Here is a 15,152-nt window from a genome sequence, read left to right as displayed (position 1 = left end):
CGGCGACGGGGACACCGGCCGTAGGTTTTTCGGTCTGTAGTACGAGGTGTCATACCAGAGCGGGACGCTGCACGGGCAAGTTTGGCAACAGCGCGTCGATCATGAAAGGTTGCCGACTACTGTGAGTGCCCGGTGATCAACATGGGGCCACATCACCCAAGTTGAGCCCAGACCGAAAGTGGTCGAACCGACGCAGTACGCCGATCCCTGGGGCCCCACGTACCGAGGACACTGATGTCTCAACTTCGCGCACCCGCCGCGCGCGCAGACCGCCGCGAGGGCGGGCGGCACGGACGGCCGGGCGCCCGGCCCCACACCCCGCAGCCGATGCCCGATGTCCACATACGCCCTCAGCTTCTGCGCGCCGCCGTACTCCCCGCCGTCGTCGTCGCCCTCAGCGGCGCCGCGGCGGTCCTGTTCACCCTCCGCGCCACCGCCGCCGAGCCGCAGCGCGACTTATGGGTGGCGCTCGCCGCGGCCGCGGCGCTGGTCGTGGTCTCACTCGCGGCGGCCGTCGTGGGCGCCGAACGGGCCGCGAGAACCGTGCTCGACCGCTGCAACGCCCTGCGCGGGGCCGGGGCGCGGGCCCAGGCCGAACTGCGCACGGTCGTCGAGCAGCTGCGGCGCGGCGAAGGGCCGCCCGTCCGGCGTACGCCGCCACCCGCACCGCGGGGCGGTGACGCGTTCGACCGGCTGGAACAGGAGATGGCGCGGGCGCACGAGGCGGCCCTGGGCGCTGTCGTCCAGGCCGCGCAGCTCTCGAACAGCGCTGGCGCGGACCAGATGGTCGAGGTCTTCGTCAACCTCGCCCGCCGGCTCCAGTCGCTCGTGCACCGGGAGATCCAGCTGCTCGATGAGCTGGAGAACGACGTCGAGGACCCCGAGCTGCTCAAGGGACTCTTCCACGTCGACCATCTCGCCACCCGTATCCGCAGGCACGCCGAGAATCTCGCAGTCCTCGGCGGTGCGGTGTCCCGCCGTCAGTGGAGCAACCCGGTGACCATGACGGAGGTACTGCGCTCCTCGATCGCCGAGGTCGAGCAGTACTCACGGGTCAAACTGGTGCCGCCCATCGACGGCACCCTGCGGGGCCACGCCGTCGCCGACGTCATCCACCTGCTCGCCGAACTCGTCGAGAACGCAACGGTGTTCTCCGCCCCGCACACGACGGTGCTGCTGAGGGCCCAGCACGTCACCTCGGGCCTCGCCATCGAGGTCGAGGACCGCGGACTGGGCATGCCCCTCGCCGAGCAGAACAAGATGAACGCCCTGCTCCACAACCCCGACAACGTCAACGTCGGCCGTCTTCTCCAGGACGGGCGCATCGGCCTCTTCGTCGTGTCGGCCCTGGCCCGCAGGCACGGCATCACCGTCCGGCTCCAGGCCAACATCTACGGCGGCGTGCAGGCCGTACTCGTTCTGCCGCAGCAACTGTTGGGCGGGGACGATCAGGTCGGTCCCGGCAGGGCGGCGACGGCGGCGACCGGGCAGCCGGGCCCGCCGCCCGCGCCGGCCGTGAACGTGCCGCCCCATGCCCCCGCGTCCGGCCCGGCCCACCCGGCGCCCACCGGTCCTGGCACCGGTCCGAGCACCGCCGGCTCCGTACCCACCCCTGCGGCCCCGACTCCGGCGGCTCCCGCCCCGGCCCTGAACGGCCACAGCCACGCACCGCTCCCCGTGCGCGACGCGCGTGAGGACCGGCCTACGCCGGCCGCCGCCCGCCCGGGCGCCGGCATCTCACCACGGCCCGACTTCTCCGCCGAGCCGGTCCACACGCAGGCCCAGCCGCGTTCCAGCGGATACGTACGCGGCATCACCAGCCGCCCGAGTCTGCCCCGACGCCGCAGCCAGGAAAACCTGGTGCCCCAGCTCCGGGAAGCTCCCGTCGTGCCCCGGGACGACGAGTACCCGGCCCTGCACGACCCGGGCCTGATGGCGGCATTCCAGCGGGGTATCGGCCTGGCGGAAGCCCAGCCGGACCCGGAACCGCACGCGGCCCCCGACCGGCAACTGGAGCCGTACGCCGAGCAGCACGCGCCGTACACCGTCCCGCACCCGGACAGGGCGCCGGACCCGCACCCCGTCCCCCGCCTGGACCAAGCTGCGGATGGCTACCCCGTCCCGCGCCTGGACCAAGCTCCGGATGACTACCCCGCACCGCTCGTGGATCAAACGCCGGACTCGTACCTCGTCCCGCATCAGCACCCGGCGCCGGACCCGTACCCCGCCCCGCACCTGGAGCAGGTGCCGAGCCCGGTCGCCGACCCGGCACGCGGCTCGGCGACCGCCCCCGCTCCGGAGCAGCACCCGATGCCGTACCACCCCCGAGAGGGCGACGCAGGCTGACCACTGCCTCCGCCCTCCCCCTCCCCGCCCCTCCGCCCCCGCGCGGTACCCAAGGAGTAGATGCACCATGGTGAGTGATGCGCCGACCGGTCAAGCATCCGATCTCGACTGGCTGTTGAGCGGCCTGGTCCAGCGTGTTCCGTTCACACGCAACGCCGTCCTGCTCTCCGCCGACGGCCTCGTGAAGTCGGTCCACGGCCTCGACGCCGACAGCGCCGACCACATGGCCGCCCTCGCCTCCGGCCTGTACTCCCTCGGCCGCAGCGCCGGAGCCCGCTTCGGCGACGGTGGCGAGGTCCGCCAGGTCGTCGTGGAGCTCGACTCCACGCTCCTCTTCGTCTCCACCGCCGGCTCCGGCACCTGCCTCGCGGTCCTCGCGGGCCGCGAGGCCGACGCCGCGGTCCTGGGCTACGAGATGGCGATGCTCGTCAAGAGCGTCCGGCCGTACCTCGTCACCCCGGTCAGGGAGCGGGCGGGCGTACCGAGCGCCACGGGACGCTGATGGGGCCGCTCCCGCAGGACGGGCCGTGGCTCGACGACGCGGCCGGGCGGCTCATCCGCCCGTACACGGTGAGCGACGGACGCACCCGCCCCACCACCGCCCTCGACCTGTTGTCCATGGTGCGGGCCACCGGCGCGGAACCCCCGCTGCACCTCGGTCCCGAGCACACCCAGGCGCTCGGGCTGTGCTCGCACCCCACCTCGGTGGCGGAGATCGCGGCGTACCTGCGGCTTCCCGTGGTCGTCACCAAGGTGCTGCTTTCCGACCTGGTCGACTGCGGGGCGCTCACCACCCACGCGCCCCGCTTCGACGACCAGCCCACCGACCTCACCCTTCTGGAGGCAGTGCTCGATGGCCTACGACGACGGCTCTGATCTGTTTCCCACCGCACTCAAGATCCTCGTCGCGGGCGGGTTCGGCGTCGGCAAGACGACCTTCGTGGGAGCGGTCAGCGAGATCGCCCCCCTGAGTACGGAGGAACTCCTCACCCAGGTGAGCGTGGGGACCGACAGCCTGGAAGGGATCGAGGAGAAGGCCACGACGACCGTGGCCATGGACTTCGGCCGGATGACCCTCGACGAGCACCATGTGCTCTACCTCTTCGGGACGCCCGGCCAGGAACGCTTCTGGTTCATGTGGGACGAACTCTCCAAAGGCGCCCTGGGCGCCGTCGTGCTCGCCGACACCCGCCGCCTCCAGGAAAGCTTCGCGGCGCTGGACTTCTTCGAGCGGCGCGGCATCGAATTCGTCGTGGCCGTCAACGAGTTCGACGGGGCGCACCGCTACGAACCGGAAGAGGTACGGGCCGCCCTCGACCTCGCGCCGGAGGTCCCGGTCGTGCTGTGCGACGCCCGTATCGCCAGCTCAGGAATCAAGACGCTGGTCACCCTCGTCCGGCGACTGCTGACCATCACCCCGGCCTCGACGGGCTACGGAAGCTACGGAGCACCCGCATGACGTACAACCGGATCGGCCACCTGCTGCTCACACCCGTCGACCCCGAGGCGCCCGCCCGGGTCCGGCGGCTGCATCAGCTCGGGATCGGCGACCGGGCCGTGCCGGCGTTCGACACGTTCGCGGACCGGCTGGCGGAGATGACCGGAGCGCCGTACTCCATGGTCAACTTCATCGACGAGAACCGGCAGTTCTTCGCCGGACTGCACACCCCGACCGGCACGCACAGCGGCACCGACCTCGGCGCGGTCGCCGCGACGAGCCGCATCGGCCGGTTCCTCGCCCGCGACCACGGGTACTGCCCGCACGTCGTCGCGCGGCGCAAGGCGCTGGTCCTCGAGGACGTGTGCGACTACCCGCGGTTCGCGGGCAATCCGGTCGTCGACGAGATCGGCATCCGGTCGTACATGGGCGCGCCCGTCATCGACCGTACGGACATCCTCCTCGGCACGGTCTGCGTCGTCGACACCGAGCCGAGGCGGTGGGGGCGCGCGGGCCTGGAGACGATCAAGGCCATGGCGGCGGAACTGGCCGAACTGATCCGGCGCCGTGAGGACGGCGGTATCTGACGCGCGCGGTATCTGACGCGTCGCGCTCCGCCGCGTCGCGTCGCGCCCCGTCTCGTCCCGCCCCTCCGCGGCGCGCCCGGCCGAGTCGCCGCCCCCACGGCATCGTCGGCGGCAGGGCGCCGACTGCGGTGGCGCGGAAAGGGCTTTCTGACGTGCGTCGCCCGGAGCAGGTACCCGCCAACAGAGGCATGGGCCGGCACCGGACCGGTGTGAGCCGCTTTCCCGTGGGGAGGGTCAGCCAGGACTAGCTCGGGCGTGCGAGCCCGGACACCAGCAGACTCACCCAGGAGGCGTGCCCGATGAGCACCGCACACCGCACGGGAACAGCGACCGCAGGCGACGGCGCCCAGATCGCCGCGTACACCTGGCTGCCGGACAGCGGCAGGCCCCGCGCCCTCGTACAGATCGCCCACGGCGCGGCCGAACACGCCCTGCGTTACGACCGCTTCGCCCAGCACCTGGTCTCGCACGGCTACGGGGTGATCGCCTCCGACCACCGCGGCCACGGCGCGACCGCCGCCGCCACCGGTGGCTACGGCGTGGTGGGCGAGAACAGCTGGCGCGCGGTCGTCGACGACCTCAAGGCGGTCGGCGACCAGGCCCGCGCGCTGCACCCGGGCGTGCCCGTCGTGCTGCTCGGCCACAGCCTCGGCTCCATGCTGGCCCGCGACTACGCCCAGGAGTACCCGGACGACCTGGCCGGCCTCCTCCTCTCCGGCACCTTCCGTACGCTCCCGGGAGCCGAGATCCAGGAGTCGATCGCCGGCCTGGAGGCGGAGATCGCGGAGCACGGCCGCGCGGCCCGGTCCTCGTACCTGCCCACGCTCTTCTCGTCCTTCAACGACGCGTTCCCGCACCGCACGGGCTTCGAGTGGCTCTCGCGCGACGAGGCCGAGGTCGACGCGTACGCGGCGGACGAGCGCTGCGGCTTCGCCTTCAGCGCGGGCCTCGCGCTGGACTGGGTGCACGCGATCCGCAAGATCAACGACCCGAGCAACCTCGCGCGTGTCCCCGCCGACCTGCCCGTCCACATCGCCGTCGGTACGCACGACCCCTGCAACCAGGGCATGACCCTCGTCTACGAGCTGTTGGAGGACTTCCGCTACCTGGGCACGGAGGACCTGACCTGGAAGGGGTACGAGGGGGCCCGCCACGAGATCCTCAACGAGACCAACCGGGACGAGGTCCAGGACGACCTGACCGCCTGGCTCGACAAGCGCGTCTGAACACGCGGCGCGGGACCCGGCCGAGCTCCGGCGCAGCACGCGTCGGAGCACACGGCGCAGTACGCGTCCGAGCGCGCGGCGCGGAAAGCGGTTCGTGACCACCGGCCCAAGTGCGGTATTGTTCTCAAGCGCGTTCAGCCAGGGGAAATCCCAGGCCAGACGGGCACCGGGACGTGGCGCAGCTTGGTAGCGCACTTGACTGGGGGTCAAGGGGTCGCAGGTTCAAATCCTGTCGTCCCGACCAGCGTTTTTCCGCAGGTCGGAGGTCGTATCGGAGCAATCCGATACGACCTTTTCCGTTTCCCGGGAGAACGGCCGGAGCAGGGCCGAGCAAAGCCGGGAGATTTTCCGGGGGAGCGCGCAGCCGGTCTATTCAGCCGCCACGGGAACACCGCCGACCCGGGTGGCCGCCGCCGTGCGCACCGCCAGGTGGTAGACCGCGAAGGCGCGCCCGATCACCGGCTGGGCGACATTGCGCACCCGCACCCCTCCGCTGGTCATGCCGTGCTCCGTGCCCAGGTGCGCGTGGCCGTGGACCGCGAGGTCGGCTCCGGACTCGTCCATCGCCTCGGCCAGCAGGTAGCTGCCAAGAAAGGGAAAGATCTCCGGCGGCTCGCCCGCCAGGGTGTCCGGTACGGGCGCGAAGTGCGTCAGGGCGATGCGTACGGCGCAGCCCTGCTCCTTCAGCCCGTCCAGCGAGTACCGCAGGCTCTCCGCGCACCGCCGGGAGTACCGGATGAACTCCTTCATCACCGGCTCGCCGAACTCGCCGCCGCTCCGCCCGGCGAAGCCGCCTCCGAAGCCCTTGGTGCCGGCGACCCCGACCGGTACCCCGCCGATGTCCAGCACGGTCCCCTGGCCCTCCAGCACGGTGACGTCCGCGTCGGCGAGCACCGCCGTCACCTCGCCCTGCTGGTCGCTGTGGTAATCGTGGTTGCCCAGGACGGCCACCACGGGCACGCCGAGCCCGGCCACCTCCCCGGCGACGATCCCCGCCTCCGCTGCCGTGCCGTGCCGCGTCAGGTCGCCCGCGAGCAGCAGCACGTCGGCGGAGTCCCTGATGGTTTCGAACGCGGGCCGCAGCACCCCCGCGCTGTCCAGCCCCAGGTGAATGTCGCCGACGGCCGCGATCCGGATCACGCGAGCTCCTCAGGGTGGTCGGGGGCGGTCGCGGAGACCACGACCAGATCCTCGTGCAGCGGGAGTCCCGCCAGTTCGTCCTCGGCCATCCGCAGGATCTCGTCCCGGCACGCGGCGCTGGAGACGGTGCCCGCGATCAGGACACTGTTCCCGCGCAGCTCTATGCGTACGCCCATCTCGGCGTAGTCCCCACTCGCCAGATGCTCCTGAAGATGGGCGATGCGGTACTCGACGGCGGATGTGTCGTTCACGGCCCTGCCTCCCGTGGCTCGATGACGTGCAGACGCTCCAGAAGGTAGAGAAACGCGTCCGGCATGGGTGAGTCCTGGTGCTCGCGGCGCAGGCGGTCCCAGTCGATCTTCTCCCGCAGCGTCCGCGCGATGGGCAGTACGGCGCCGAAGTCGCAGTGGTGCTCCGAGAAGGCGTGGAGCTGGCTGCTCATGAGATCGGTGGGCGACAGTACGGGCATGTGAACCGAGTCCACCGGCAGGGTCTGCGCCCGGCTCAGCAGCTCCCTGGTCACCGGCTGACGGGCCAGTTCGAAGATCAGGTCGATCTCCTCGCCGTGGCTGTGTGCCTTGATCAGCCAGTCCTCCGGCGGGACACGGACCTCGATCCCGGCGGCCTCCAGTGCCTCGGTCACGGCTTCCGCGTCCTCCCGCAGGATGCAGAAGTCGGCGTCGTGCTGGAAGCTCGCCGGCACCCCGTGGGCGTACGCCGCGACACTCCCCACCAGCGCGAACGGCAACCCGCAGCTCTTTAGCCTGGAGGCCACCCGCTTGGCGGCCTCCAGGATGGCCTGGGTGCGGTCCGGGGGCAGTTCCCGGGAACGGCCGTACGGCGTTCCCGGGGGCGGTCCGGCGGAGGCGCTTGCCACAGCTGTCCCCGCCGTCAGCCGCCCGGCCGGTTCGGGCCGGTCGCCGGGCCGGGAGGCGTCTGGTGAGTAACCGCGCACGCGTCCACCCTTCCTCGTCGCCCTATCCGGGCCCTGCACTGGTGACGGTGAAGATCGCGCCGTCCGGGTCGCGCAGCGTCGTCTCCGTGCCGTACGCGGTGGGGCCGTGCCCCAGAGCGGTACCGCCGTGCCGGAGCGCCGCCTCGACGGTGGCTTCGACGTCGGGCACCGGGAAGTGGGCGTGCCACCGGGGCTGGATCAGGGGATCGGGCGCCGTGTCGACGGCACCGGAACTCAGCCGCGCGAGGATCTGGCCGTCCTGGAGCAGTACGACCTCGTCCTCCTGGTACTCGACCTCGCAGCAGCCGGGGCGGCCGCTGGCCCATTCGAGGACCTGTCCGTAGAAGATCGCCGCATCGAACGCGTCCCGGGTCCGCAGGCGCAGCCATACGGGTGCGTTCTTGCGCCAGACGTGCCAGTCGGAGAAGAGCTGTCCCTCCCAGATGCCGAAGACGGCTCCGTCACGGTCCGCCGCGATGGCGCCGCGTCCGGTGGCGAACCGGAGCGGGCCGACGGCGACCGTGGCACTCCGCTCCCGGATCCGGCTCGCGGTTTCGTCCACACTGGCGACGGCGAAGTACGGCGTCCAGGTGACAGGGGCGCGCAGAGCGGTGTCGAGCGACCCGATTCCGGCGACGGGGTCGCCGTCGAGCAGGGCGATGCTGAACCCGCGGCCGAGCCCGGCCCGCCGGAATTCCCAGCCCAGTACAGCGCCGTAGAACGCTTGGGCCGGCTCCAGATCGCGTGCCATCAGGGTGATCCAGCACGGAGCGCCGAAGATCTCGTGACTCGAAGTTCTACCGGTGGCCGTCGTTTCCATTTCCATCGCAGGTGTCCTGGTCGAATGGGGGCATGGGGGCAGGAGCATGTGAGGCCGGTTTCGTAATCCATCCTGCCCCCCGGGGCGCGTGCTGGCGAACCGCTGAACACCCGGAGCGGCACATTGATCATGGAAAGGCGTGTCTGTTCCCGTGCGCGGAGGGCGCCGGCCGCGCTCCCTACTGAGTTTGCGGAGAGAACGCACCGGACGCAGGGTGGGCGGGAGCCGCTCGCACGACGAGCGGCCGACCACTGCCGCTCGTACGACGGGCGGCCGACCACTGATTCACGTGCGAAGGAGTAACCATGCCGAAGGGTTCGAGCTCCAAGCGGGAACGTCAGTACGAACACATCAAGGAAGGCGCCGAAGAGCGCGGCGCCGGCACCAAGCGGGCCAAGGAAATGGCCGCGCGGACCGTGAACAAGGAGCGGGCGCGTTCCGGCGAGTCCAAGACGGCGAGCAGGAGCTCGACCCAGGACAAGTCGTCGTCGAAGCGCGGCGGACAGCGCTCGCAGAGCGGGTCGGAGGGACAGACGTACGACCAGCTGTACGCGGAGGCGCGGCGCCGCAACATCCAGGGACGCTCGTCGATGAACAAGTCCGAGCTCAAGCGCTCGCTGGGACAGTCCTGAACCGTCGGGCCGACCCGTCGGGCCCTGACCGGCCGGCAGTCCCGGCCCGGCCGCGCACCGGCCGTCACCCGCGTTCCCGGGGCTCCGGAGATCCGCGAGGTTCCAGGGGCCGCGTGGCGGGGCCGTGCAGCACAGTACCGTCCGCTCCGAAGCGCGAACCGTGGCACGGACACTCCCAGACCTTCTCGGCGTCGTTGAAACGCACCAGGCAGCCCAGGTGCGTACAGCGCGCCGAAACGACGCGGGTCCCGCCGGACTCGTCGCGGTACACCGCACAGAGGTGCCCCTCAAGACGGACGACCGCGCCGCCGCCCGGCGGGACCTCGTCCACCGAGTCGGCGTGAGCGGTGTGCAGACGGTCGCCCACGAAGTGCCGGGCGACAGCGGCCTGGAAATGCGCCAGCTCCGCGGTCTCCCGGACCTGCGGCAGGCGGCGCGGATCGTACAGATCCGTCCAGGCGGGGCGCGGGCCGCCCACGATGTGCGCGGTGAGCAGGCGGCCGGCCATCACACCGTTGCTCATGCCCCAGCCCCCGAACCCGGTCGCCACGAACACGTGCTGGGTCCCGGCGTGCGCGTACCCGACGTACGGCAGATGGTCCCTGGAGTCGTTGTCCTGCGCCGCCCAGCGGTAGACCCTGTCGGCGCCGTCGAAACCCGGCATCCGCTCGCGCGCCCACCTGTCCAGACGCGCGAAGCGTTCCCGTACGCCGCCGGCGCCCGGCTCGAACGTCTCGCCCGTGACGACGAGCAGTCGCCGCCCTTCGTCGTACGGCGCGCTGCGGACCGAACGGACCCGGTCGGCCGGGCTCATGTACATGTCCCGTGGCGCGTCACCGGAAGGCACCGGCGCCGCGATCACCAGCTCCCGTCTCGGCTTCAGGCGGGTGAACAGGAACGTGTGGTCGAAGACCGGGTAGTGCGTCGCGATGACGGCGTCACGCGCCTCGACGGTGAAACCCCGCTCCGTCGACAGCCGGCACCGCGTCCCGTCACGGAGTCCGGTCACCCGCGTGCGTTCGTGGACGCGTCCGCCCGCGGCGGTGATCCGCTCGGCCAGGGCCAGCAGGAACTTGCGCGGGTGGAACTGCCGCTGCCCCTCCGCCCGCACCCCGCCGGCCACCGGGAAGGGCAGCTCGGTCCCGGACACGAAGGACGCGTCGAGCCCCGCCCGCCGGGCGGCCAGCGCCTCCTGCCGCAGCTCGTCCGTCCGCCCCGGATCCTCCAGATACGTACAGGCCGCGGTGGACTCCAGATCGGCGTCGATGCCCAGCTCGGCGCAGAGAGCCGCCACCCGATCGACCGCTTCTTGCTGCGAGAGCGCGTACAGCGCGGCGCTGTCCGCCCCGTGCGTCGCCTCCAGCCGGGCGTACCCGAGACCGTGCAGCGCTGTCAGCTTGGCTGTCGTGTATCCGCTCACCCCGGCGGCGATCCTGTCCGCCTCCAGCAGTACGACGTCCAGGCCGGCCCCGACCAGCTCCCAGGCGGTGCACAAGCCGGCGATGCCACCGCCGACCACGGCGACGTCCGCGGTCAGGTCCGTGTCCAGAGCGGGAAAGCCGGTGCCGGGGGCGGTAGCCATCCAGTACGACTCGTCGATCGTCGGACGCTCTGCATCCATGGCCTTCGGCTTCCCGTTCCGCGCTCCGGCTAACGGCCGCTGTACGGGACACGCAGACGCCCGCCGCGCCCGTGCACGGCCTCCCGCACGTCGGCCCCCGACTGCCGTCGCACCCCCGCGCCCACTGAGGCACGGACCGCGAGAGCCAGCTGCCTCCCCAGGCGAGCACGCCGGTCCGTCGCGTTGCGGGACCGCCTGCGGCGAGCAAGTGTCGAAAGGACCGAGTCCGAGGAGGACCGCACCATGCCCATCGCCACGGTGAACCCAGCCACCGGAGAGACGCTCAAGACGTTCGACGCGCTCGGACCGGAAGAGATCGAACGGCGCCTGACGCGCGCCGCGACGGCCTTCGCGCAGTACCGCACCACCGGGTTCGACCGGCGGGCGGAGCTCCTCAACCGCGCCGCGGACCTGCTGGACGAGGACCGGGACGACATCGCCCGCACCATGACCACCGAAATGGGCAAGCCCGTGACCGCCGCCCGCGCGGAGGCGGCCAAATGCGCGAAAGCGATGCGCTGGTACGCCGAGAACGCGAGGGAACTCCTGGCCGACGAGTACCCCTCCGCCGACGACGTGACGGACTCCGGCGCCTCCCGGGCGATCGTCCGCTACCGCCCGCTCGGAGTCGTCCTGGCCGTGATGCCGTGGAACTTCCCGCTCTGGCAGGTCGTACGCTTCGCGGCCCCGGCACTCATGGCCAGCAACGTGGGCCTGCTCAAGCACGCCTCGAACGTTCCGCAGACCGCCCTCTACCTGGAGGACCTCTTCCGCCGGGCGGGCTTCCCCGAAGGGTGCTTCCAGACACTGCTCGTCGGATCCGGCGCGGTCGAGGACATCCTGCGCGACCCCAGGGTGGCCGCCGCGACGCTCACCGGAAGCGAGCCGGCCGGCCGCTCGGTCGCCGCCGTCGCGGGAGACGAGGTGAAGCGGACCGTTCTGGAGCTCGGCGGCAGCGACCCCTTCGTGGTCATGCCGTCCGCCGACATCGCGCGGGCCGCCCGCACAGCCGTGACGGCCCGCGTGCAGAACAACGGCCAGTCCTGCATCGCCGCGAAACGCTTCATCGTCCACACCGACGTCTACGACGACTTCTGCGAACGATTCACCGCCGGAATGCGGGACCTGGCCGTCGGCGACCCGATGCGGGAATCGACCGACGTCGGACCGCTGGCGAGCGAACAGGGACGTACCGACATCGAAGAGCTCGTCGACGACGCCCTGCGCCTCGGCGCCACGGCACAGTGCGGGGCACGGCGCCCGGAAGGCCAGGACAAGGGCTGGTTCTACGAGCCCACCGTCCTCACCGGCGTCACCGACAGCATGCGCATCCACCGGGAGGAGGCGTTCGGCCCCGTGGCGACGGTCTACCGGGTCTCCGGGCTCGACGAGGCGGTGACCCTCGCCAACGACTCGCCCTTCGGCCTGAGCTCCAACGTGTGGACGCGCGACGACGCGGAAGTCGAACGGTTCGTGCGTGACCTGGACGCGGGCGGTGTCTTCGTCAACGGCATGACCGCCTCCCATCCGGCGCTGCCCTTCGGCGGCGTCAAGCGCTCGGGTTACGGCAGGGAACTGTCGGGCCACGGCATCCGCGAGTTCTGCAACGTCACGACGGTCTGGCACGCGGCCGAGCCTGCCGGCAAGAGCTGACCCGCCCCGCCCCAAGGCCGCGCTAGCGTGCGCCCATGGCCAAGACTCTGTACGGCGCCCAGGTCGTGCTGCGCCCGCCCACCGCGGACGACATTCCAGTACTGGCGGCAATCCGCGCCAGGCCGGAAGTGCACGCTGTCTGGCGCGGCGGTGACGACCTGGTCGCCGCGGTCACCCAGGACCTCGCCGATCCGGACGTCACCACACTGGTGATCGAGCACGCCGGGCGTACCGCCGGCGCCGTCCAGTGGGGCGAAGAGCGGGACCCGGACTACCGGCACGCCAACATCGACATCTACCTCGACCCCGAGGTCCACGGCCGCGGCCTCGGCACGGACGCCGTGCGTACGCTCGCCCGCCACCTGATCACCGACCTCGGCCACCACCGGATCGTGATCGACCCGGCGGCGGACAACGCCGCCGCCGTCCGCTGCTACACCAAGGCCGGCTTCCGGCCCGTCGGCATCATGCGTGACTACGAGCGCGGACCGGACGGCACCTGGCACGACGGACTGCTCATGGACCTGCTGGCATCGGATCTGCCGGCGTCGGACGTGACGGCGCCGTGACGGCTCCGGTCGCCTCGGGGATGTGACGTACGAGGGCCAGCGCGGCTGCGTCGTCGCGCAGCCGGCCCCCGGCGGCGTGCTGGGACACGTCGGCGAGTAGCGCCCGGGTGAGGGCCTCGGGACACGGCCCGAGGTCCTGCCCCGTCACGGCGGCCTTGAGATCGAAGAAGTCGCGGTCGCCGTTGCGGGCCTCGGTGATGCCGTCGGTCACCATCAGCAGGGAGGTGCCGGCGGCAAGCGTGTGCGTGTCCACCCGCAGGGGCTCGTCCTGTGCGAACTCGAAGTACCCCAGCGGACAGCCCGGCCACAGGCTCAGTTCCCTGGAACGCTTCGGAGACACGGCGATCGGCGGGACGTGCCCGCAGTTGACGAGCTTCAGGGTGCCGTCCGGGTGTCCTTGCAGCAGGAGCGCCGTCGCGTACCTGTCGTCCCCGCTGGCACCTTGGCGACGGCGAAGGGAAAGGTCCATGCGCCGGGCCACCGCGGCGAGATCGGGCTCGTGGTACGCCGCCTCCCGGAAGGCTCCCAGCAGGGTCACCGTGGCATCGACGGCAGGCAGCCCCTTCCCGCACACGTCGCCCAGTACGAGACGCAGGCCGTGAGGCGTCTGGAGCGCGTCGTAGAAGTCACCACCGACCCGGGCCTCCGCCTCGGCGGCGCGGTAGAAACCCGCCAGCCGGTAGCCCGCCGTCGACTCGGGGAGCGGCCGCAGCACCGCCCGCTGCACTCCACCGGCCAGCGAACGCACGTGGTCCAGCGTGCGCTCACTGCGCTCACGCGCGACGGCCGCGGCTACCCCCGCGACGGTCACCACCACGATGGCGATCGTCACCATCGGCAGGGCCGAACCGCCCAGCGGCACGCTGCCCCAGCGCAGCACCGTCTGCGTCGCGGCGGCCAGCGCACCGAAACCGAGGATCCCCAGCCACCGGTGAGCGACGGCCGCCAGCGCGGGCACCGCGGCGAGCACCGGCCCGACCGAGACGTCCGGCTCTGTCAGGAGCGCCACCAGCAACGCCGCCGCCCACACCAGCCACGGCATCGCCGCCGCGAGTCTGCTGCCGCGCGGTGAGAGGTCCGGGACCCGCAGGGGCAGGGGACGGAGCAGACGGACCGGCATACCCAGGGGCCTCTCGCGCAGTGGACGACTGATCCATCGTGACGGGCGTCACGCCGTCCCCGCCAGGGGAACTTGTGCCCGTAGGGCGAGGACCAAGGGCCCGTCAGTCCCTTCGCGGCAGCGCGTCCAGCTCGCCGTAGTCCACCCGGTCGGTGAGCGCGGGTGCACGGGCCGGTGGTGAACAGTTCGCGGGCCGAGCTGCGCACCGGGCACAGGCGGCGCCGCGGTGCAGTCGGCTTCGGTGGGCCGGTTTGACTCGCGGCCGGCGGATCCGTAATGTTCTCCGAGCTGTCATGGAGCCGGAATGGTTCTGCGACTCCACCACGTCGCGAGAGCGACAATCCCAAACCCAGCACGTTTCCCGGTCCGGGAGAAATTCGGCATGCCGGAATTCATTCGACAGGCTCGATTATGAGCCGCCCGGGAAATCCGCTAGAGTTCGGGACGTCGGAACGGCCCAACAGCCGGAAAGATAAAGAAACACCCCACCGACGGGGAATCGGACACGAAAGAGTCTGATAGAGTCGGAAACACGAAATACCGAACGAAAGCCCGGAGGAAAGCCCGAGAGGGTGAGTACAAAGGAAGCGTCCGTTCCTTGAGAACTCAACAGCGTGCCAAAAGTCAACGCCAGATATGTTGATACCCCGGCCCACTTCGGTGGGTTGGTGGTTCCTTTGAAAAGTCCTGGCTGTCCTTGTGACAGTCCAGGCGAACACAGCGAGGACGCTGAGAACAGCGGGCCATATTCCGGCCCGACCTGTTCCGCTCTTTCGTGTGTGTGATCCCGATTACGGGAAAACATTCATGGAGAGTTTGATCCTGGCTCAGGACGAACGCTGGCGGCGTGCTTAACACATGCAAGTCGAACGATGAAGCCCTTCGGGGTGGATTAGTGGCGAACGGGTGAGTAACACGTGGGCAATCTGCCCTTCACTCTGGGACAAGCCCTGGAAACGGGGTCTAATACCGGATAACACTTCTTCAGGCATCTGAAGAGGTTAAAAGCTCCGGCGGTGAAGGATGAGCCCGCGGCCTATCAGCT

At 70.9% G+C, this 15,152-nt stretch carries 15 protein-coding genes, 1 tRNA gene and 1 rRNA gene (1 of these 17 running past the window's edge); 11 read left to right on the top strand and 6 right to left on the bottom strand.

Annotated elements, in window-relative coordinates; all coding sequences use genetic code 11:
- Window positions 1-234 precede the first annotated feature (234 nt).
- From AS594_RS05680 to AS594_RS05650, 7 genes are all read left to right on the top strand, one after another.
- Window positions 235-2,346 (top strand): sensor histidine kinase, encoded by a 2,112-nt coding sequence (locus AS594_RS05680; protein ID WP_079148274.1) that lies wholly within the window; start codon window positions 235-237, stop codon window positions 2,344-2,346.
- Between the two features lie 67 nt (window positions 2,347-2,413).
- Window positions 2,414-2,848, top strand: a complete 435-nt coding sequence (locus tag AS594_RS05675; RefSeq protein ID WP_069925971.1) for a roadblock/LC7 domain-containing protein — start codon at window positions 2,414-2,416, stop codon at window positions 2,846-2,848.
- Window positions 2,848-3,222, top strand: coding sequence for a DUF742 domain-containing protein (locus AS594_RS05670; protein ID WP_069933368.1), 375 nt, complete (start codon window positions 2,848-2,850; stop codon window positions 3,220-3,222). The genes AS594_RS05675 and AS594_RS05670 overlap by 1 nt, the downstream gene beginning before the upstream one ends.
- Window positions 3,200-3,805, top strand: coding sequence for a GTP-binding protein (locus AS594_RS05665; RefSeq protein ID WP_069925969.1), 606 nt, complete (start codon window positions 3,200-3,202; stop codon window positions 3,803-3,805). The genes AS594_RS05670 and AS594_RS05665 overlap by 23 nt, the downstream gene beginning before the upstream one ends.
- Entirely contained in the window at window positions 3,802-4,371 is a 570-nt protein-coding gene (locus AS594_RS05660; RefSeq protein WP_069933369.1) for a GAF domain-containing protein, read from the top strand. The genes AS594_RS05665 and AS594_RS05660 overlap by 4 nt, the downstream gene beginning before the upstream one ends.
- Window positions 4,372-4,670: 299 nt before the next feature.
- A complete protein-coding gene (locus AS594_RS05655; RefSeq protein WP_069933370.1) occupies window positions 4,671-5,597 on the top strand; it encodes an alpha/beta fold hydrolase in 927 nt (308 codons plus the stop codon).
- A gap of 167 nt (window positions 5,598-5,764) precedes the next feature.
- Window positions 5,765-5,841 (top strand) — tRNA-Pro (locus AS594_RS05650).
- A gap of 125 nt (window positions 5,842-5,966) precedes the next feature.
- Here AS594_RS05650 and AS594_RS05645 read toward each other — a convergent pair.
- From AS594_RS05645 to AS594_RS05630, 4 genes are read right to left on the bottom strand one after another with little or no spacing between them, the layout of a single operon-like run.
- Complete coding sequence (locus AS594_RS05645; RefSeq protein ID WP_069925966.1) at window positions 5,967-6,737, bottom strand: metallophosphoesterase family protein; 771 nt, start codon at window positions 6,735-6,737, stop codon at window positions 5,967-5,969.
- Complete coding sequence (locus AS594_RS05640) at window positions 6,734-6,988, bottom strand: hypothetical protein (protein ID WP_069925965.1); 255 nt, start codon at window positions 6,986-6,988, stop codon at window positions 6,734-6,736. Before AS594_RS05640 ends, AS594_RS05645 begins: the two co-directional genes overlap by 4 nt.
- Window positions 6,985-7,692 carry a nucleotidyltransferase family protein gene (locus AS594_RS05635; protein ID WP_167367986.1) on the bottom strand — a complete coding sequence of 236 codons (708 nt, stop codon included), beginning with the start codon at window positions 7,690-7,692 and terminating at the stop codon, window positions 6,985-6,987. Before AS594_RS05635 ends, AS594_RS05640 begins: the two co-directional genes overlap by 4 nt.
- A 22-nt stretch (window positions 7,693-7,714) precedes the next feature.
- Window positions 7,715-8,518 carry a VOC family protein gene (locus AS594_RS05630; protein ID WP_028815235.1) on the bottom strand — a complete coding sequence of 268 codons (804 nt, stop codon included), beginning with the start codon at window positions 8,516-8,518 and terminating at the stop codon, window positions 7,715-7,717.
- Between the two features lie 299 nt (window positions 8,519-8,817).
- Here AS594_RS05630 and AS594_RS05625 point away from each other — a divergent pair, with 299 nt between their 5' ends.
- Window positions 8,818-9,144, top strand: a complete 327-nt coding sequence (locus tag AS594_RS05625) for a plasmid stabilization protein (protein ID WP_069933371.1) — start codon at window positions 8,818-8,820, stop codon at window positions 9,142-9,144.
- Between the two features lie 64 nt (window positions 9,145-9,208).
- Here the strand turns inward: AS594_RS05625 and AS594_RS05620 are convergent, their stop codons facing one another.
- The gene (locus AS594_RS05620; protein ID WP_069933372.1) at window positions 9,209-10,765 is read right to left on the bottom strand and encodes an FAD-dependent oxidoreductase; all 1,557 of its coding nucleotides are present in this window, start codon (window positions 10,763-10,765) and stop codon (window positions 9,209-9,211) included.
- A gap of 243 nt (window positions 10,766-11,008) precedes the next feature.
- On the opposite strand from AS594_RS05620, the gene AS594_RS05615 reads away from it, so the two are divergent.
- Entirely contained in the window at window positions 11,009-12,418 is a 1,410-nt protein-coding gene (locus AS594_RS05615) for an NADP-dependent succinic semialdehyde dehydrogenase (protein WP_069934975.1), read from the top strand.
- 35 nt (window positions 12,419-12,453) lie between these two features.
- The gene (locus tag AS594_RS05610; RefSeq protein WP_069933374.1) at window positions 12,454-12,987 is read left to right on the top strand and encodes a GNAT family N-acetyltransferase; all 534 of its coding nucleotides are present in this window, start codon (window positions 12,454-12,456) and stop codon (window positions 12,985-12,987) included.
- Here the strand turns inward: AS594_RS05610 and AS594_RS05605 are convergent.
- Window positions 12,935-14,107 carry a PP2C family protein-serine/threonine phosphatase gene (locus AS594_RS05605; RefSeq protein WP_069933375.1) on the bottom strand — a complete coding sequence of 391 codons (1,173 nt, stop codon included), beginning with the start codon at window positions 14,105-14,107 and terminating at the stop codon, window positions 12,935-12,937. The genes AS594_RS05610 and AS594_RS05605 overlap by 53 nt on opposite strands.
- A gap of 804 nt (window positions 14,108-14,911) precedes the next feature.
- On the opposite strand from AS594_RS05605, the gene AS594_RS05595 reads away from it, so the two are divergent.
- Window positions 14,912-15,152: ribosomal RNA gene (locus AS594_RS05595) — 16S ribosomal RNA — on the top strand (it continues 1,285 nt past the right edge of the window).

This window comes from Streptomyces agglomeratus, from assembly GCF_001746415.1.
In the GTDB taxonomy this organism is placed as follows: domain Bacteria; phylum Actinomycetota; class Actinomycetes; order Streptomycetales; family Streptomycetaceae; genus Streptomyces; species Streptomyces agglomeratus.
This window is presented reverse-complemented; position numbering and strand designations above follow the sequence as displayed.